This window comes from Candidatus Pantoea bituminis, from assembly GCF_018842675.1.
Lineage (GTDB): Bacteria > Pseudomonadota > Gammaproteobacteria > Enterobacterales > Enterobacteriaceae > Pantoea > Pantoea phytostimulans.
In genome coordinates this window covers 188,470-206,134 of the sequence record NZ_JAGTWO010000001.1, presented here as the reverse complement: position 1 = coordinate 206,134, position 17,665 = coordinate 188,470, and the positions used below count along the sequence as shown (strand labels likewise).

General features: G+C 47.3%; 14 protein-coding genes and 4 pseudogenes. 10 read left to right on the top strand and 8 right to left on the bottom strand.

The window, feature by feature from the left end:
* Positions 1-464: 464 nt before the first annotated feature.
* From KQP84_RS24915 to KQP84_RS01060, 4 genes are all read left to right on the top strand, one after another.
* Entirely contained in the window at positions 465-884 is a 420-nt protein-coding gene (locus KQP84_RS24915; protein ID WP_252515092.1) for a hypothetical protein, read from the top strand.
* Positions 869-1,453, top strand: a complete 585-nt coding sequence (locus tag KQP84_RS24910) for a YsnF/AvaK domain-containing protein (protein ID WP_309140108.1) — start codon at positions 869-871, stop codon at positions 1,451-1,453. The genes KQP84_RS24915 and KQP84_RS24910 overlap by 16 nt, the downstream gene beginning before the upstream one ends.
* Positions 1,454-1,586: 133 nt before the next feature.
* Entirely contained in the window at positions 1,587-1,829 is a 243-nt protein-coding gene (locus tag KQP84_RS01065) for a hypothetical protein (RefSeq protein WP_215844856.1), read from the top strand.
* A gap of 1,196 nt (positions 1,830-3,025) precedes the next feature.
* On the top strand, positions 3,026-4,309 hold the full coding sequence (locus KQP84_RS01060) for a globin domain-containing protein (RefSeq protein ID WP_215844855.1): 1,284 nt from the start codon (positions 3,026-3,028) through the stop codon (positions 4,307-4,309).
* Positions 4,310-4,732: 423 nt separating this feature from the next.
* On the opposite strand, the pseudogene KQP84_RS24905 reads toward KQP84_RS01060, so the two are convergent.
* Both KQP84_RS24905 and KQP84_RS01055 read right to left on the bottom strand, forming a co-directional pair.
* Positions 4,733-5,022: pseudogene (locus KQP84_RS24905) on the bottom strand (mechanosensitive ion channel domain-containing protein); the annotation flags it as partial.
* A gap of 46 nt (positions 5,023-5,068) precedes the next feature.
* The gene (locus KQP84_RS01055; protein WP_215844854.1) at positions 5,069-5,503 is read right to left on the bottom strand and encodes a hypothetical protein; all 435 of its coding nucleotides are present in this window, start codon (positions 5,501-5,503) and stop codon (positions 5,069-5,071) included.
* A gap of 1,413 nt (positions 5,504-6,916) precedes the next feature.
* Between KQP84_RS01055 and KQP84_RS01050 the strand changes: the two genes are divergently transcribed.
* Positions 6,917-7,438: a GNAT family N-acetyltransferase gene (locus KQP84_RS01050; protein ID WP_215844979.1), complete on the top strand. Its 522-nt coding sequence runs from the start codon at positions 6,917-6,919 to the stop codon at positions 7,436-7,438.
* Positions 7,439-8,857: 1,419 nt separating this feature from the next.
* On the opposite strand, the gene KQP84_RS01045 is transcribed toward KQP84_RS01050, so the two are convergent.
* Both KQP84_RS01045 and KQP84_RS01040 read right to left on the bottom strand, forming a co-directional pair.
* Complete coding sequence (locus KQP84_RS01045) at positions 8,858-9,997, bottom strand: recombinase family protein (protein WP_215844853.1); 1,140 nt, start codon at positions 9,995-9,997, stop codon at positions 8,858-8,860.
* On the bottom strand, positions 9,991-10,383 hold the full coding sequence (locus tag KQP84_RS01040; RefSeq protein ID WP_215844852.1) for a recombinase family protein: 393 nt from the start codon (positions 10,381-10,383) through the stop codon (positions 9,991-9,993). The genes KQP84_RS01045 and KQP84_RS01040 overlap by 7 nt, the downstream gene beginning before the upstream one ends.
* Before the next feature lie 818 nt (positions 10,384-11,201).
* Here KQP84_RS01040 and KQP84_RS01035 point away from each other — a divergent pair.
* On the top strand, positions 11,202-11,411 hold the full coding sequence (locus tag KQP84_RS01035; protein ID WP_215844851.1) for a YdgH/BhsA/McbA family protein: 210 nt from the start codon (positions 11,202-11,204) through the stop codon (positions 11,409-11,411).
* A 12-nt stretch (positions 11,412-11,423) separates the two neighbouring features.
* Here the strand turns inward: KQP84_RS01035 and KQP84_RS01030 are convergent, their stop codons facing one another.
* A complete protein-coding gene (locus KQP84_RS01030; protein ID WP_215844850.1) occupies positions 11,424-12,095 on the bottom strand; it encodes a TetR/AcrR family transcriptional regulator in 672 nt (223 codons plus the stop codon).
* A gap of 130 nt (positions 12,096-12,225) precedes the next feature.
* Here KQP84_RS01030 and KQP84_RS01025 point away from each other — a divergent pair, with 130 nt between their 5' ends.
* Both KQP84_RS01025 and KQP84_RS01020 read left to right on the top strand, forming a co-directional pair.
* Positions 12,226-12,615, top strand: a complete 390-nt coding sequence (locus tag KQP84_RS01025; protein WP_215844849.1) for a RidA family protein — start codon at positions 12,226-12,228, stop codon at positions 12,613-12,615.
* A gap of 207 nt (positions 12,616-12,822) precedes the next feature.
* Positions 12,823-13,038 carry a YdgH/BhsA/McbA-like domain containing protein gene (locus KQP84_RS01020; RefSeq protein ID WP_215844848.1) on the top strand — a complete coding sequence of 72 codons (216 nt, stop codon included), beginning with the start codon at positions 12,823-12,825 and terminating at the stop codon, positions 13,036-13,038.
* Positions 13,039-13,173: 135 nt separating this feature from the next.
* On the opposite strand, the pseudogene KQP84_RS01015 reads toward KQP84_RS01020, so the two are convergent.
* A pseudogene (locus tag KQP84_RS01015) lies at positions 13,174-14,108 on the bottom strand (LysR family transcriptional regulator).
* Positions 14,109-14,205: 97 nt separating this feature from the next.
* Between KQP84_RS01015 and KQP84_RS01010 the strand changes: the two are divergent.
* Positions 14,206-14,640, top strand: coding sequence for a DMT family transporter (locus tag KQP84_RS01010; protein ID WP_215844847.1), 435 nt, complete (start codon positions 14,206-14,208; stop codon positions 14,638-14,640).
* Positions 14,641-14,649: 9 nt separating this feature from the next.
* A pseudogene (locus tag KQP84_RS01005) lies at positions 14,650-15,140 on the top strand (DMT family transporter).
* 98 nt (positions 15,141-15,238) lie between these two features.
* On the opposite strand, the gene KQP84_RS01000 reads toward KQP84_RS01005, so the two are convergent.
* Positions 15,239-15,640, bottom strand: coding sequence for an H-NS family histone-like protein (locus tag KQP84_RS01000; RefSeq protein ID WP_215844846.1), 402 nt, complete (start codon positions 15,638-15,640; stop codon positions 15,239-15,241).
* Positions 15,641-16,072: 432 nt separating this feature from the next.
* Positions 16,073-17,120, bottom strand: a pseudogene (locus KQP84_RS00995) (tyrosine-type recombinase/integrase).
* Positions 17,121-17,665 lie beyond the last annotated feature (545 nt).

Below are 17,665 nucleotides of genomic sequence, written 5' to 3'. Positions count from 1 at the left end.
AGTCTGCGAGGTGCTGATGAAACTCCTTTTAAAAAAGGCCATTATTCCTTTTCCTGCAGCAGGATTCAGCAGGGCTACGCGAAACCAGGCGCGGGCAGATTACAACTTGTGTTGTTACCCCGCCTGTTAAACACGCTGTCATTTCTCAGAAACCGCCAGCTTTAGCTTACGAATTTATGACGAGCCGCATGGGTTTGTGTCATTTTTCTCATCACGGCCTGTTCACCCGGCACTTTCTGTCAGTTTCTTCAGGTTATGCCAGGCTTGTTTGTGTACGTGCCAGTGATTTCGCCGGAAAATTTGCAGGGGAATATATTTTCTGTCGCCCGGGTCGGGCATAACCCTTTAAAGCACGCCGGCCCGCAGCCCGCTTAAAGGGTTATGCCCGCGGGACCCGGTAAAAGGTACGTATGTACAACCGTTGCAGGATATAACACATCTGAACTGTCACCCAGGAGAGACCCATGGCTCATGAAACAATCGTAACGATGTTCAGTACCTTAACACTGGCGGAAGGTGCGAAGCGTAACCTGATTAAGGCCGGCTTCAGCGATGATGATATTGATATTATCTCAGGCGAACGCCTCCGTTCTGAGGGGCATGAAGCACGTCATCCCGGTTTCTGGCAACGCCTGTTTGGCAATACCCTTGAGGAAGACCAGGAAGAAGTTTACGAAGATGCGCTGCGTACCGGCGGGGTGGTTCTGTCGCTTCGTGCAGATGAGGATGAGGCCCCGCGCGCGCTGGGTATTCTGGATGCGCATGAGGAACTTACAGGGCGCAGCGCAGCGGCCCCGGCTGATTACACGACTGATAATGAGCTTACTTCGCCTCCGGGGGCAAAAGTAACCAGACCGGCACGGATGCAGTGCGGACATCACTGACCGGTGATGAAAGCGAGGAAGACGTTCTTCGCCTGGCTGAAGAACGACTGGAAGTCGGTAAGCGACTGGTCAGCGAGGGCTCTACCCGTGTCCGCCGCTATACCGTTACCGATCGCGTTTCGGAAAATATCTCATTGCGCGAACAGCACGCCGAAATTTTCCGTCGCCCGCTCAGTGAAACCGGCTCGCCGGACAGCGTTGACTGGTCAGAAAAAACGGTAGAAGTTGCTGAAACCCATGAACAACCCGTCATTAACAAAACGGCGCACATCAAAGAAGAAGTGGTGGTACGTAAAGATGAAAGCGATCGGGTGGAGACGGTCAGTGATTCAGTGCGCCGTCAGGAAGTGGATATCGATCATGCAGACACCGTGCAGGCCTCAGACATAGCCCATAATGCCGGGACATTGCCGGAAGCATCCCGCTCAGGTAATGTCAGAGAGTATGACGTCACGTCAGATAATAATCGCACGGATCACCCGGAGCACAAAGAAAGCTTAGCCGACAAGGCAGGTGATAAAATTGCGGAAGCCAAAGAGAAAGTCGAAGACAAGTTCAAAAAGCCGTAATTTATTTCCCTGGCGATAACCACCGCTCAGGCCCGCATCAAGATGTGCGGGCTTTTTTCACCTGTTAACTGCCGGCTATTGTGCGTGCTTTCCGCTCACAGTAGCCCCTGAAAACCTGCTCAATGGCGGCTTTATGGCAGAAGCGGATATTACAAGCCTGAAAGTGCCTGAAGCTGGTCACAGTGATTATTTGTCAGCTCTGCTTTTGCCTGAGGTAATAAATGAAGTTTTCCTGCCTGAATCGCTCCAGATTACTGGAAAATTATACAGTCAGCGCGGGCTTTCACCTGTAAAAAAATCCGGTAACTTTTACAGAGCATTTGCAGGCCCCATGGCTTCGCTTCTTTTATTAATCTTTGTTGATGGCCTGAAATAAAAACAGCGAAAGCATTTCCAGGAAAATTGCCTCTCCGCTAATTAAGGCTTTTCCAGAGGAAAAAGCCGGGCAGGTGCTGATGGCTTTTTCGCGAGACAAGTGGCCGCACGTTTGGGGATCAGGCACTCTTCGCAGGGCGTTACTGATTTAAAGTTATTTCGGGCGATGCCCAGAGCCAGAAATAACTGACCAAATTCTCCCAGCAAAATCATGTCCTCTGCATGATTTCTGACATGTATACACGTACCGTTATGGACAACATGGTTGTTTGCTACTTTTGAAATGCTTATATAGTACATATTTTTCATTATTATAGTCCCAGAGCTTATAAGCTGAGCTTTATAATGACACAAGCAAATAAAAATCATTAGTTTAATTTATATAAACCCGCCGTGATTTTATTCTCTTTTGTTATTGTCCGGATTAAGACTTTTTATCAGTAAGTTATATGGTATTGGTAATAGCAAAGCGCACTTATCCAGACTGTAACTGACTCGTTTTTCAAACTCACTGAACTAAAGAGAGCGGATTTATCATTTAATCTGAAGGGTTATTTATCTTTCTTTCTGCTCATGCTAAAAATGCCTTAACCAGCGTGAATGCCACGTTGCGCTTTAATGCATTGCGACAGAAAGTAACGATGAAAATCCTGTCAGTCCCGTACAGGGAAAGCGGCCCAGCCTGATTTCGGCTGTTATCCCTGTGGCTTAACCCGTGATGTCGCGCAGGCTTATTCTCTGCACCGCTTCTTATTAAAAGCTGACTCCGCTCCGTAGGGTGCCTCCGCTTACACGTCTGAGCGCGGGTCCGGTAATCTCTCACTGACCCACCCGGATATTCTTTCACCGTTTCAGTTTGAAAGATGCAAACACAACCTGTTTTGCTCCGACAGATTACTGGCTCCTGTTATGGCGGAGGCTGACCTGTGTGAAAAGGCAGTCCAGAGCAGGTTAATGCGAGCCTTATCTGCCGTTAACTTTTTATCAACGGCTTCGCCTGGTTTTCGGTATCCGGTCCGCAATGACTCAGACCAGCCTCAGGGGCTGGTTTTCTGCCGGTAAGCCGGTCTGTAAAGCCGCTAAAGACCCGGGGGTATTTACAGGGTCTATATTTAGATTGGTATTGAAAACTGACCCGGGAGGGGGTCTGGTTTTCTTTGAGTCTTTATAAGCGGCTGATAAAAATGTGAGGCAGGCATGTTAAATGAAAAACAGAAAGACCTGGTTAAGGCAACGGTACCGGTGCTGAAAGAAAACGGTGAGGCTTTAACGGACTATTTTTATAAGCGTATGTTAAAAAATAATCCCGGGCTGAAAGAAACCTTCAATATGGGCCATCAGCGCAGCGGTGCGCAGGCAAAAGCTCTGGCGGGAGCCGTGCTGGCCTACGCCGAAAATATAGACAATCCGGCAGTGCTGTTACCGGTTATTGAGCTCATTTGCAATAAACACGTCAGCCTGAATATCCAGTCGCCGGACTATGATATTGTTGGCGAAAATTTACTGCATTCAATAAGTGAAGTACTCAGCATCCCTATGGATGATGAACTGATAACAGCCTGGGGTGCGGCATATAAACAGCTCGCTGACATTTTTATTTCAACAGAAAATCAGCTTTACGATGAGCGTAAACAGTCTCCGGGCAGCTGGACAGGATGGCGAAACTTTATCGTGGACAAAAAAGTAAAAGAAAGTGAAGAAATCACTTCTTTTTATCTGGTTCCACAGGACGCACAGCCGCTTCCGGCTTATAAACCCGGGCAGTATATAACCTTACGGGTGCTGGTTCCGGCGCTGGGCATTAAGCAACCGCGCCAGTACAGTTTATCCAGCAGCCCGGCGGATAATTACCTGCGGATATCTGTTAAACGAGAGGATGCCCGCACGGAAGGGCAGGATCCGGGCTATGTCTCGTCCACGTTGCATAATACCGTTGATAAGGGCAGCGTTGTTGAACTCAGCGCCCCGGCAGGAAATTTTTATCTGCTGAACCCGGATACGAACAACGTACTCATCAGCGCAGGCGTCGGGCTGACGCCGATGATTTCTATGGTTAATCATTTGCTTGCAGAGCATGCCGATCCAAACTTTAAACCGGCATTACGTGACGGCATAAATGCCGGAACCAGAGAATACCGGGCGCTGAAAAAAGAAATATACTTTATTCATGCGGCGCGCAGTTCTGAAGTGCATGCATTGCGTAAGGAGCTGAAAAACTTAGCCAGCCAGAATGATAATCTTCACGTTTTTATTGCCTATGAAAATGTAAAAGAAGATGAGGTCCCCGGTAAAGATTATCAGGTGAAGGGAAGGCTCGATTTAAACGCTCTTCCGGCGGCATATCTTCCCGCAGAGGCTGATTACTATTTATGCGGACCGGTTCCGTTTATGCAGGAACAATATCGCTCTTTGATCAGTCTGGGCGTGCCGAAGGAGAAGATATTCAGTGAAGCTTTCGGGACTGGCGGGCTGCATCTGTAGGTGCGACTTTATGACGGTATTTAAAGTCCTTTTCCGTATTTGTTTTGGCTCCGTGTAACCGATTATCGTGAAACGTACAGAACCCGAAGCCAGCAGCTGTTTTGCTGGCTTTGCTGCTCCTCCGTCATCCGGGCTCAGGCCAGAAGTCCCGTTTGCAGCGTTGTTTTCTGAACATACAAAACTTTCTGTACTTCTGCGAAGGTTCTTCCTGGGCTTAAAGGCGTCGTCTGGAGCAGCACGGCAGGTGTCCGGTAACGGGACTTCACCACAATACATATTTGAAATGGTTGTGCTCGCCGGCTGACCACCCCTGCCGTCAGAAGCTAAACAGGATGCTGTCCTGTTTTTCTTTGATTTGCTGTTCGAACAGCTTGCGTTACAACGGGGAAAGGGACTAATGCCACAATGTTACCGTTAAGCTGACGGCCGTTTCTTCATGTGCGTTACCACTCGGCCACTGACCACCACGGCATTGGGAACCGTCACCTCATAGTTCTCTCGGGCAGGATTTTGGTTGCCAGCATACCCACCCGCTGACCACACCCTCATGATCGGCAATCCTTATCACCTCGCCTGTACGTAGCGCACGGGAACAGGTCAGAACCAGTTCACTCATGGCGTGGTTCATCACGCCGGCAGAGCCTGGTGTTAGCGTCAGGCCGAAGAAAGCGCTTATCTTCAAACGCCAGCGAATCTGCACCTGGCAGAACGGCAAGAGCAATTTTAATATGAGAGCAGAGCCTGAGAGGAGTTAAGTTGTCAGTAGTTGCCCGGCGAGTGCTTTCTGGGTACGCGGTGAACGTTACTTTTAGCCCTCAACTCAGGAACAGGCACAGGGGAGAGACGCGCCTCAGGTTTTTGACGCATCCTGACAGGCTCGCTCTCAGGTTTAACCGTTAAAGGTGGTGCAGCACAGATACGCGGCTTAACGGTAATGGCTTCCTGTCTGGCTTTCGGTTTAACAGCTTCAACCATAACTACCGGTCCAGGGATGCTGTGCTTCCCTTTTAAGCAGTCAAGGCATTGGCTGATATCACTGTAACGGCGTTTAGCCGCGGCCACAGCCTGATGATATTCATAAAACGAGCCCAGGAATATTTGTCCTTCTTGCCGCAGCTTTTTACAACCCTTGCAATGCACGGTTATCCCTAAAAAAGGATCAATACAGGCATAGTAATAATACGACTTTATCACCGTTATTTCCTTTAAGTTCTGTGTGTAACCTTGAATATAAAAAGATTAATTTGGTAGTGCGTTGATTTCCCTGGTGCAGCAATAAAATCTTATTTTTTGACGCATTCCATACTACACATAGTCAGGCAATTAACCAACCCACTAAAATTAGTAGTGCCACGCCCTGTGATCGTAAAAGACACAATATTTCAGGAGCTGTAATTTCTTGCTGGCTTACGAATCCTTTAAAGTGAGTCGATAGTTCCTTAGGAATTTAAAAAACCAGAAGCACACTTTTGTAGAAAATGATTGTCAAATGCTATAACTGCAACTTTACATTTTCCAGTGCGTCAGAAAAGACGATTATTTTTTACGCACTTTTTATTTTAGTAAAATTTCAGGCATTCCCTAAAATGCTAGGGTATTCAGCTAATAATTGCCAGCTTTAAAGCCAGTCTTCATTTTCTTCAATTCCGTTTGCTATGCCTGAGGGAATGATTACCGCTAACTAATGGAATAACAAGCTTAAATCTTACTTTACGTCAGATCTCCCAGAAGTATTATATATATTAATGCTCCCATCCGCCTGAAAGATAAGAATTATTTAACTGGTTTGGTTTCCGGTAAAAATAAGATAAATCCATTAATAACCTTGATCGCTCAGCATAATATAAATCGAATATTTAGTTTAATAATACGCAAAGTCTTTCAGTAATTTAGAAGCTGCAATTTTTTGGATAACCGGAAAAATTTACTGAGCGGTTCTTCTGTCGTTTGCTTAACATTTCACAATGCCAGGCCAATTGTCCGCTCACAGCCGCCGACGCCAGTTAGCATAAGCAACTTTGTTTACAAAGCAAAAGAAAGGATGCTTCAGGTATAGCTTTATCATCTGCTGCCGATACTATGTATAGCGGTTGCGGGGAAGCCGGACGGCCAACACCAGGGCAAAACGTTCAGGCTTTCCCGCAGTGGTCTTCAGTAAAATCAGGCGTGTAGCGAATATCTTCAAATTAGGAATTTTCCCCGCAAATTTTAATTTCCTTGGATTCTGAAAGTTAGAACATTCTTTTTATGCACCCGTATGTGACATTAGGGTATGCCCGACTGTCGCTGACATTAATGTTATGCCTTTTAGACCATTACTGGTTTTGCTGAAAGTGACTTTTAGGTTATGCCGCATAACTGCTACTAAACTGATGACAATAAGAAAGTAGCGCTGTAATGCATATAAAATTCCGGCTATATCATCTTGTTGAAAGCACCCCTGATATTTAGGTTGACCTTTAAGTCAGTGACAATCGAATGATGACATTCACTCAATGTCCGCTTTGTGCCAGAAGCGGACATTGGTACAGTTTGATTGCCCGTGAAAGAAGAACCGTTCATGGTGGTAAAACAGCCGCATCAAGTATGCTAAAACCAGGAGAAGTGATGACTGCTCAGCAAGCACCTCGACTTGAAACAGAACGACTGATTTTAAAGCAATTTACGCTCGACGAGTTTCCAACGCTTATGGCGTGCTGGAGCACTCCTGAAATGGCTAAAATTAATGGCGGTGAGAATCCAACAGCAGAAATGGTTTGGACCCGCTTATTACGTTATATCGGGCACTGGCACGCGTTAGGGTATGGCTATTGGGCAGTGTCTGAGAAAACAACAGGTCGTTATGCTGGTTCGTTTGGTTTCCAGGATGCTCATCGTGATATCACACCTGAGTTAAAATACCCTGAAGCTGGATGGACGTTGATTCCTGAGGTTCGTGGCAAAGGTTATGCGTCTGAAGCACTGGCCGCAGTTTTACTATGGGCCGACCAGACATTTTCCTCCCCAGTGTGTTGTATCATTGACGAAGAAAATAAACGTTCAAATTATCTGGCTGAGCGTTTTGGTTTCCAGTTTCAAGATTATGTTAACTATCGCGGCAAGCAGGTACGCATGCTTATACGCCAGTAAGTAATCAAACCATAAAGGCAAATTATTAGCGGGTCATTTGAGGAATTAGCCTTTAAAGGCCTTGGTCGCTTTTCCGCTTTTGCTGAAGCCTGCCTGCGACATTTGAGTATACCCAAATGTCACAGGGTAAATCCCCTGAAAGCCCCTAATGTCATCACTTATTTGTCATGCGTGTGATTGTCATAACTTAAATGTCACTGATTAGTCGTCCTTAGGGCATGCAGTATATAGTCTCGGTGCCGAGGCTATATACTGCATGACTGCGTAACGTTTTGCAGGTGCGAACCGTCGATTGAATCAAGAACAAATAACGCGCTTAGCGTAGGATAATTTCCGTTTTCCAAGCGGACCCCATTTATCAGACCATTGTGGTTACGGGACGGACACTGAACCTTTCTTTCGGGCAGAAGCCATGATTGCCTGTTCATCATAATTAAACTTTACATCTGCCATACTCTTTATTCTCGCCTTGTTATAAATAAAAGGCGGCTTTACCGGGCAGAAATAATGCCCGGCAAAAAAAAGCGAGTGCAACTTTCCCAACAAATACCACTGTACGTCAGCGTTTAACACAGCAGTGCTGTCTTATTGTATGTAGTTACATCATCCAGTAATTCTCTAGCTAACATCCAACACTCCACCTTACCCTCAAAGCCCCTCCCTGACACGTCTCTGAAACCCATCGCTCCTCTCAACCCAGACCCGCGCCGTACCTGAAGTCCGATTGCCCCCACTGAACAGCCCCCGCCGCCCGGCCCGCAGAGACGGTACTGCAGTTGCTGATAATGAATGGCGCAACTACTAACTTCGGTGTCGCTGTCAGTGTCAGCCGCATTGTCTTCTGTTAGTCTGCGATAGTCTGGCATATAAGCTGTTGAAAGGCCGACGGCGTCTGGCAGGGCGGGCTAACGGCGCCATGAGGCGTCTGAGTTACATGTCGTTTGGGGTGGCACCTCCATACAGGTCACTTCCACAGTAGTCTTACCGTTTCGTCATTCAATGAAGTTGAGCGCGTCAACCTGACCCGTTTTTTTACAGACAGCTCACGCGTAACGTGAAGCGATTCTTTCGCAAAGCTGAAAGCAACCTCGTCATTCTTCTCTGGTAACTCGCCTGAATAAAGATTTACACTGCAGGATAATCACAAGTACAGCGCTGGACTTATACAGAAGCCAGAAGGAAAGACGGTGTGCTGACTGACTACTGCGGGTAAACTGACAAACAATGTCGTTTCAGGACCGCAGATAGGGGTTTGAAAAATCGTATTACTGCCGGTAATATCAGTGTCACAGGAAGCTAATAACGAAGCTACAGGTTAACGCCTTACCTGAGTGATTGTCAGATAAAGTAATCTTTCGGCCATATTTTTGTACCGGATGCTGGCACCGGGTACCCGGTCTTAATCGGGTTTGTCAGCCCTTAAAGAATAAGCATGTTGTCCTGCATATACTTCATTGCGCTGACAAGAGATCCCGCGTCTGTCCTGCGATCAAGCGGATAGTTTAGAATTCTGATACCGTTCATGAGCCAGATGTCGCAACATTTATGCCCGGTATCAAGAACGATTTGCTTCACCAGATGCTTCACAACAGCCTGACATTCTTTGCGCTCGGCCCAGAGGGCCAGATTAAACTCCCGAAGTGCTTTAGTCTTGATTGCGGGCCGGCTCCGAAAGCGGTCGATGTCTGTTTCTGCTTCCCGAAGCTGCTTTGCCATATCTCTTGCCCGCACGGTCAGTTCCTTTACGTCCGGCGCCACTTCAACCGCTTCAAGTATATTATTCATTCTCATGGAGAGCTCAACGTGCCGGTTGAGGAGATCTTCGATGGAGACTTTCCTAGGGGATTCCCCTATTAAATATTCAAGGCTGTGCAACAAACCCTGAGTCAGAAATTTGTCAACGGGTTCCCGGTTAATTGCACTGGCCGTGCAGCGCTTTTCTCTGCGCATAGTACAGACATAGTAGCCGTATTTGTTCTCAACCAGTGATGACAGTACAATATGGTGACCGCAGCATTTACAGATCATCACTGACCTGAACAAGTTGATGTAAAGGGGATTATCCTTCGAGCGGAGTTTGCTTTCTGATTCGGTTCTCATCAGCTGAACGTCTCTGAAGACATCAGCTCCAATTATGGCCGGATAATAGCCGGGCAACTCTTCAATTCCTTTGCAGGTGTTGTAACGGGAGGGCACAAGGATGCCGGTAACTGATTTCTTATTCAGAAGCTGGTCAACTGAGCTGGAACTCCACGCTCCCTTTACACCTTTGAGATTTTTTCTGTTTTCCTGATTAAGGATTAACCTTATTTTTCCATAGGAGTACTCTTTCAGCCTAAGCATATAAATGTAGCGGATGGTATCCGCAAGCTCATTATTGACGTCAAAACCGCTTCTGTCCGATCTGACCGTGAGCCAGGCGGGGCAGCGGGTAGTCATCACCGCGCCGGCATCAACAGCCAGCTTACGCTTAGCTGCCCAAGCCGACTGCATCCGTCTGGATTTGATTTCGCTCTCCTCATTGGCGCGCTGTGCAATAAGAACGGCTTTAATTACCAAAAAGGGTCATTGAGAGAATCAGAGGTATAATGCGCTCCATCACTCAGCGTTACCACGTCAATGCCAGCTTTTAGAATAGCCCTGAGCCGCTCCGTAGCATCTCCGATTTTCTCTCTTGAGAGTCTGTCCAGACTTTCCACCAGTAGTACAGAACCGCTCAGGATATGCCCGAGTTCCACGGCTTCCATGAATACTGAGAATTCGCCGCGGGCTGCATGAACTCCTCGAAATGCACTGAGACCCAGGTCTTCGTAAGTTACGGGATTAAGGAAATAGTCAGGATGTGCCGAAAGCCATTCGGCAATCATCTTCTGCTGACGCCTGAAGGAGTCCCCGTGGACCTGCTGGAGAGATGAGAAACGAAGGTAAGCGATTGCGTTTTTCACTCATAACTCCCTTATCAATATGGTGAGAGCAGAACTTTTAACAGGTATCCGTCTCCGCTTCTGCTCGCTGCCTCGCAGCACGGTATTAAAAATAGAAATAATTTCGGCAGCCTGTTTGTGAAAAGCGTTTAGCAGTTGTTTAGTAACTAGCAGTTGTTTAGTGACAGACATTTCGAATTTTAGAATTAAAGGAGGAAACTCTTATTGTTCATTTGCAGCACCAACGCTAAACATTACATCAGCCGGAGTTGGCCAGACGGCACTGCCGTGAGATGCCCGCAGCGCTCTTTCGCCGCGTTGCAGCAGGTTCCTGAAGCCTTACGGAGTTTGACCACTGCGCATCCAAAGCCAGCAGATCGGACAGCCGGAAGTGAAAGGTCTTCCCGGCGCGCCCGCCCGCGTGACGGCCATGCGGTTTATCTTCTTTATCGTCTGGAAAACCAGTGGTGAAGAGTTAGGAAGCTTCAGTCAGAAGTTACGGTGTAACATTGAAATCAGCGTGGCATGTGAGTTAACTTAAGGCCATTGTATTGGGATATTTCACTGTTCTTTGAAAGGCTTAATGAAGCTCGAACCTTTAAAACGTGTTGGATCATTGGATAATGATGGGCGTTTAGTTGAAGGGATTGCTGCCGGATTCGCTTGCAGCTCCAGCAGCAATGAAAAGTAAGTATAAGATTACGTATCTTGTTTGATATTCAAATTATTTGATTCATTTCAGCAAGTATATCCGCTGTTCCTTGGGGCGTGAAGGGCATATCCTTTTCACATCGAGACAAAGCGTCTCACACTGACTTTAATTACCCAAGGAAATGACCATGAAATCCATCAAAACATTTGTTGCAGTTGCGGCCCTGACACTGGTTTCTTTCGGCAGCTTTGCGCAGAGCGTTACCGCTTCTGCTTCCACCCTGGACAGTGCTGAAGCCAAAATTGCGGCTCAGGCTCATAAGGCCGGCGCGTCATATAAAATTACTGGGGCCCGCGTTGATAATGGTGCCTACATTTCTGCCGAGCTGATTAAATAATTTTGCAATGACCTACCGAAAAGGCTGCCCCATCAGGCAGCCTTTTTTACGTTTGTAGCTGCCGCGTAATGAAACTGACAAAGGCATGTCATCTCGGTTAAGCGCGTAGCCCCCTGCCATAAGCGTAAAGGCTTCGATAGCTTTTGGCAGCCTCTCTTGCGGGCTATCACTCGCTGCCACCCACAACGCCGCATTCAGAGCTGTGCCGCTGAGCAAACGTGCAGCTGCATCCGCATCTACAGTTTTGAGTACGCCCTTATTTATCATCTCTGCAACCGTGGTTCGCGTTGCCTCAAGGCAGGCATTCTGGCTTGGCCAATGCGATGGGTCACCTAAGAATGCAGGGCCATCCAGCAGTACAATGCGTTGTACTTCGGGATCAAGTGCCATCTGGATATAAGCCACACCTTCAGCCAGCAATTGGTTCCAACCTTCTTCTGCTTCTTTCGCAATTTCTTTCGCACGATGCGCTATTTCACTGTCAACCTGAGCCACCACCGCAGCCAGCAGGCCGCGTTTATCATTAAAATTATGATAAAGCGCGCCACGGGTCAGGCCCACGCTTGCGGTCAATTCATCCATCGAAGCGGCGGCAAATCCTTTTTCAGCAAAGGCTTTACGTGCAGCGGCGATCAGCTTTTTGCGATTTTCTTCCATTGTTTCTGCTCGACGTTTTGTTGCCATGTTTCCCTCAAAGTACTAAACAGTGCGCACATATTTGACATACGCACCGTATGCAACTAATTTGATATACGAGATGTATCTTAAACCAATAATACGAGTTCAACCTAACCAATTACTATAAAGGTGAATCATGATCGAACGCGAACCTGTTTTCCCAGCCAATCGCCATCATTTGTATGAACAATATGGCTACTCTGCCGCGATACGCTCTGGCGACTTGCTCTTTGTGTCCGGGCAGGTAGGCAGCCGCAATGATGGATCACCGGAACCGGACTTTGCTGCGCAGGTAAGACTCGCCTTTGCTCACTTGAAGGAAACCCTGGCTGCCGCAGGATGCGGCTTAGATGATCTGGTTGATGTAACCACTTTTCATACCGATCCTGAAAAGCAGTTTCCAGCGGTTATGGAAATCAAAGCGGAAGTTTTCCCTCAGGCGCCTTATCCCAACTGGACCGCCGTGGGAGTAAACTGGCTCGCTGGCTTTGATTTTGAAATTAAAGTCATTGCGCGCATTCCATAAATTTACAGGATGAAATATAGATGAGATATACGTTTCACTGAGCCTCAAGAATCGGTGCTCTTATCTATATTGGCGCTTCCTATCGCCGTAATAGTTAGCATGATCACAATACCAGCACGTATTGTTAATCTGCTAATGGTAACTAAGGTTATTATTATTCCCATCGGAGGCAAACAACCTCCTCACCATAAATGAAGGAATATGACCATGAAAACCATCAAAACACTGTCACTTGCCGCTGTAACCGCTCTTTCGCTGATCTCATTTGGTAGCTTCGCTCAGAGCGTGTCTGTTACCTCATCAACGCTGGACGGTGCAGAAGCTAAAATCGCCGCCCAGGCAGAGCAGCAGGGTGCGCAGTATAAAATTACCGAAGCTAACACCAATAATCGCGTGCATATGACCGCAGAACTGTACAAATAACGTATGGTCGCATAAGGAAGTGCCGGAAGAGGTCGCCCAATGGGCGGCCTTTTTTGTATCTGCTCACTTTATAAAAGTGGGTTGCTGATGCGATCGCGACAGCCCAGCAAAGATTGCAATATCTTCAGCCAGGCTTTAATCGAATTGCCAGTAAAGTGGCGAACCGTAAACCTCGACAAAGTAATCGATCACTGCTCGGACGTTGAGCGGAGGGTGGCGAGCGTTAGGGTAAATAGCAGCAATATGTTGTGGCTCCGTTTTAATTGCTGCCTCGAAATTCGTCATTACTCTGACTAACTCCCCTTTTTAATGCTGTCGCCAATCAGCCAGTCTGGAAACAGCACCATTCCCATTCCCCCTAGCGCCGCAGTCAGTAAAGATTCAGCATTATTAGAGATGAGTAACGCCGAAACCGGATAATGAATCCAGCTGTAATCGGGTTCACGGAACAGCCACCGGTTCGGGCCGGATGAACCTCTGTAGACCAGACATTTATGCTGAGCCAATTCAACCGGCTTTTCCGGCTTGCCATGATTTTTGATATAGCCGGGAGAGGCAACCAAATGATAATGCTGAGTGCCAAATATCCGCGCATGAAAAGATGAGTCGGTCAGGGTGCCAATCCTGAAAATGAGATCGGATGCATCTCTGTGAGGATCGATATAGTCATCGGTTTGCGTCAGCTCGATGAGCAAACGCGGATAGCGAACGGAAAGCGCCGTCAGCCAGGGAGCAATGTGGCGCTGGCCGAAAAACACCGGCGCATTTATCTTGATCAATCCGGCTGGCTCAAGCGAGCGGTCCAGCAGTTCTCTTTGGGCTTCGCTGAGTTGCTCAGTGATAGTGCGGGCGTACTCTACAAATAACTTCCCGGCTTCTGTAGGAATAACCGCCCGTGTGTTTCGATAAAAAAGTTGCTGACCCAGCCTGTCCTCTAGTTGAAGAATAACGCGTGAAATCATGGATGCTGAAACACCCTCGCGCCTGGCGACAACTGAGAAGCTTTGCGCTTCAAAAACACCAATAAAAAATAACAGTGTCCGAAAATTGATGGCGCTGGGATCATACATTATCTCGATTCCTGCAAAGGTGTTTCCCGAATTATACCGTTTTTCATTATTGGAAGCTGCACTATGATCCGGCGCCTAAACCACTGGAGACTGTTTGATGCAGCTTTTATTTATATTACTTGTTGTTGCTGGCGGGATGGGATTGTCCGTAGAAGCCGGTTTATTAGGACCACTGGGAAGCGAAGTCGGGGACTTATGGGCGACGTTCAGTATTTTCGGCGTCGGTGCCGCGCTGACGTTTTTACTGATGCTGTTTTTCAGCCCACGTAATAGCCCGTCCTTTTTTGCACAACCTTCGTGGACTTTGTTGGGCGGCATATTGGGACCCATTTACGTGGTTATCCTGACCGTTGCGGTTCCCACTATTGGTATCGCTATGACGATGATCGGCATTCTTGCCGGACAGGTTTTCAAAAGTCTGGTAATTGACCATTACGGTTTGTTCGGTACTGCCCATCGCAAAATCGACAGCAAACGTATTATTGCGCTGATTTTCATTATTGCTGCCCTTGTTCTTGTGGCTAAAGGCTGAGATTAACTGATGACTATTTTAATGATCGTTCTGGCTGTTGTTGGTGGCGCCGTACTGAGTATTCAGGCCGCGATTAATGGGCAGTTGGGAAGTCAAGTGGGTGTGTTTCGGAGTGCATTTCTAACCTTCGCGCTGGGTGCATTAGTAACTGCACTGCTGATTTTCTTTTTGAACCCAAGCAGACGCTCACCTTGATGGATATGCCTAAATGGCAACTGCTTGGCGCCTTATGTGGCGTACCTTATATCGTGATTATGGTGCTGGCCGTGCAACGTATCGGTTCAGCGGTTGCTACGGTCGCCGTTATCTTTGGTCAACTGGCGATGAGCATGCTTATCGATAATTTTGGCTGGTTAGGGAATGAAGCGATTCATTTTTCTGCTACACGCCTGGGTGCAGTGATCTGCCTGGGTATTGCACTGTTCTTCATCTATTCAAGCAGTAAAAGCAGTGCAACACCTGCGGTCAAAAAACTAAAAAAAGCATCGGCACATCGCTAAGAGAAGTGAACCTGAAGATTTTTAGTGTTCAGCAATAACCTGCCACTTACGGATTAACGGAATAGCTTATTCGTTAATCCGTTTTCAGTTACTGCAAATTACAGCAGGAAATCATCAAGCAACTGGCCGTTTTCAATCGCGGTTTTGATTGGAGAAGGAGTACGGCCTTGGCCGGTCCAGTGTTTTACTTCACCGTTCTCGTCGGTGTATTTGTATTTAGCCGGTCGGGGGGCGCGTTTCGTTTTTCCCACGCTGGTTGATTGCATTCCGCTCAACAGTTCTTCCACGCTAATGCCATCTTCCTGAAGCAGCTCACGGTACATCGCCAACTTCTCTGCCTTCTCGCGCTCTTCAGCTTCTGAGGCTTTCAGTTCATCGCGGCGCTCGGCCACAACCATATCCAACTTTTGCAGCATCTCTTCCAGTACATCAACAGACATATTGCGCGCATGTGCCCGTAGCGTACGGATATTTTTCAGGCTGCTCAGACTTTCACTCATAGATACTTCCTCAAATACTCAAATGGAACAACAGCAAGAATTCACTGTAAGGGGTAAGGGTAACATTGATAAACCTGAATTATAAAGTCTGCGGTGGCTAATCGATTGAAAGTAAAGCAATGTTAGCTAATCGAGCTGACAGGCCTCTGTATTTTGTCGAAATGCCATACAGCATCGGTCACGATTGATGCTTGATCGGCCTATGGCGAGAAATAGCCGCAAGAGGAATGAAGGGGAAAATATTCAGAGCCATATAGCTTATTGATATCACGTAAATTATCGGATGAACGGGAAGAGTGAAAAAAGGAAAACACCCGCCACGGGCTAAAACCATACCCATTCATGCACAGGCTGTTCACATTTTCTGTGGATAAGTTTTCTGCAGTGTTGAGTGCTTACCGATCAATAAGGGGCAGCTTATCTGATAGCCGATTAATCTGTCTCATCACGTGGACGTTCGGATTGCTCCATCAGATCCACCATAGCGCCACTGTGCGCATCCACATTACGAATATAACGCATCAGGGTTTCGGGCTTTTTCCACGTTCCTTCCTGCATAATTTGAGCAACCGGATAACCTTTACGGGTCATATCTTGGGCTGCGCCTACGCGCGCGCTGTGCCCACTCCAGTTTCGATAGCGGTTTTTGTTCGATCTAAGGGGCTTTTCATTTCCCGCAACCTGCCAGGCTTTTCTAAAAATCTCTTCAATAGCCGGTCGGCTCAATAACTGGTCGGGCGACGGAAGCGCTTTATTTGAGCGATGCACCCTACAAAAAGGAATACATCTGGATCATTGCTGAGCCCGGCAGCGTCAATCCATTCATCCAGCCGGCGTGTGGAAAAGGTGCTAAGCGCCTTAGTCAGTCCACCCGTCTGGACGATGGTCTTGGTATGTGAGACGTCCAAAATGATTCGGCCATCTTCGGCGCGAGAAATATCGCCCACTTTGATGCGTGCCAGTTCACTGATGCGGAGCAGCGTGCTGTAGGCCACGTGAAGAAAGGCAAGGTTACGCAATTCCTGTAGACGGGAGGAGCCAGCCCAGCAGTGATCAATTTTGTTTAAATCAGAAAGCCGGAGCGGTACGGCTTGGCCCGTTCGCTCTCCAGACACCACTGCTGTGCGGTTTATTTTTTCATTACGCGGTAAATCAGTGGAGAAACGTTAGGCGGCGTGATTCCGGCGTTACGGTGTAACATCGAGATCAAGGATGCGTGTGTTGAAATGGTGGTCGAAGCTCGCCCTGAGGCTTGTAGCCAAGAAAGGTAGTCACGAAGATCGCTAGAAAGCATCGGCAAAAAGCTGCGTTGATGTTCTTTTGCCCAGCGCCAGCAGACCGCCATCACACTCATCAATTGAGACCATGTATTGGATGAAAAGGCATCCTTGTCTTGGACAAATTCTCTGAGTCGCGCAGAAATATCTTCATCAGCCTGAAAGGAGACAATGAGGTCCGTTTTTTGAACAGTTTCACGCATATTTGCTCGTTATATAAACAATTTATAAGATGATCGCGCTACGTGAATTCTGAAGAAACTGCAGGGGGATAACCCGCCAGAATTCACGTAGCGCTGTCATTTTGTGTCTGATGTTTACTCTACAGATTCAAATCCAGAAGAGTGTAAGAACATTATTTATCCGCCTTTTATTAGATCGCGCGGGAAGTGCTCATCATACCGGGGATCTAACAAGGATCCTAACTTTACATAATGCTAATTATGTAAAGTTAGAGCTGCACTTGATTGAGATCCGGGTTCGATCAAAGACAACAATAACAAGCCAGCAGGCGAGAGGCCGACACGGGGTAGTTTTAAGGCTCATGATGTAGATTCTGGTGTGGGCCGATAAAATGAGATGCACCAGTAGCACTGGTTTAAAGCTAACAGTAACTGAATTCCAAATGATGTTGGATGGCTTCAGACACGTCAGCGCAACAGTGATTGCAGGAATAATATCTGCTAACGCAGAAAGCAGTAGTATGAAAATAAGAACAATACATTGATGGGTTATATTTATAACTGCT

Bases quoted from the DNA above. Each gene is read 5' to 3' on its own strand.
- KQP84_RS24915 (WP_252515092.1), top strand. From the start codon at position 465: ATGGCTCATGAAACAATCGTAACGATGTTCAGTACCTTAACACTGGCG.
- KQP84_RS01065 (WP_215844856.1), top strand. From the start codon at position 1,587: ATGGCAGAAGCGGATATTACAAGCCTGAAAGTGCCTGAAGCTGGTCAC.
- KQP84_RS01060 (WP_215844855.1), top strand. From the start codon at position 3,026: ATGTTAAATGAAAAACAGAAAGACCTGGTTAAGGCAACGGTACCGGTG.
- KQP84_RS01050 (WP_215844979.1), top strand. From the start codon at position 6,917: ATGACTGCTCAGCAAGCACCTCGACTTGAAACAGAACGACTGATTTTA.
- KQP84_RS01035 (WP_215844851.1), top strand. From the start codon at position 11,202: ATGAAATCCATCAAAACATTTGTTGCAGTTGCGGCCCTGACACTGGTT.
- KQP84_RS01030 (WP_215844850.1), bottom strand. From the start codon at position 12,095: ATGGCAACAAAACGTCGAGCAGAAACAATGGAAGAAAATCGCAAAAAG.
- KQP84_RS01025 (WP_215844849.1), top strand. From the start codon at position 12,226: ATGATCGAACGCGAACCTGTTTTCCCAGCCAATCGCCATCATTTGTAT.
- KQP84_RS01020 (WP_215844848.1), top strand. From the start codon at position 12,823: ATGAAAACCATCAAAACACTGTCACTTGCCGCTGTAACCGCTCTTTCG.
- KQP84_RS01010 (WP_215844847.1), top strand. From the start codon at position 14,206: ATGCAGCTTTTATTTATATTACTTGTTGTTGCTGGCGGGATGGGATTG.
- KQP84_RS01000 (WP_215844846.1), bottom strand. From the start codon at position 15,640: ATGAGTGAAAGTCTGAGCAGCCTGAAAAATATCCGTACGCTACGGGCA.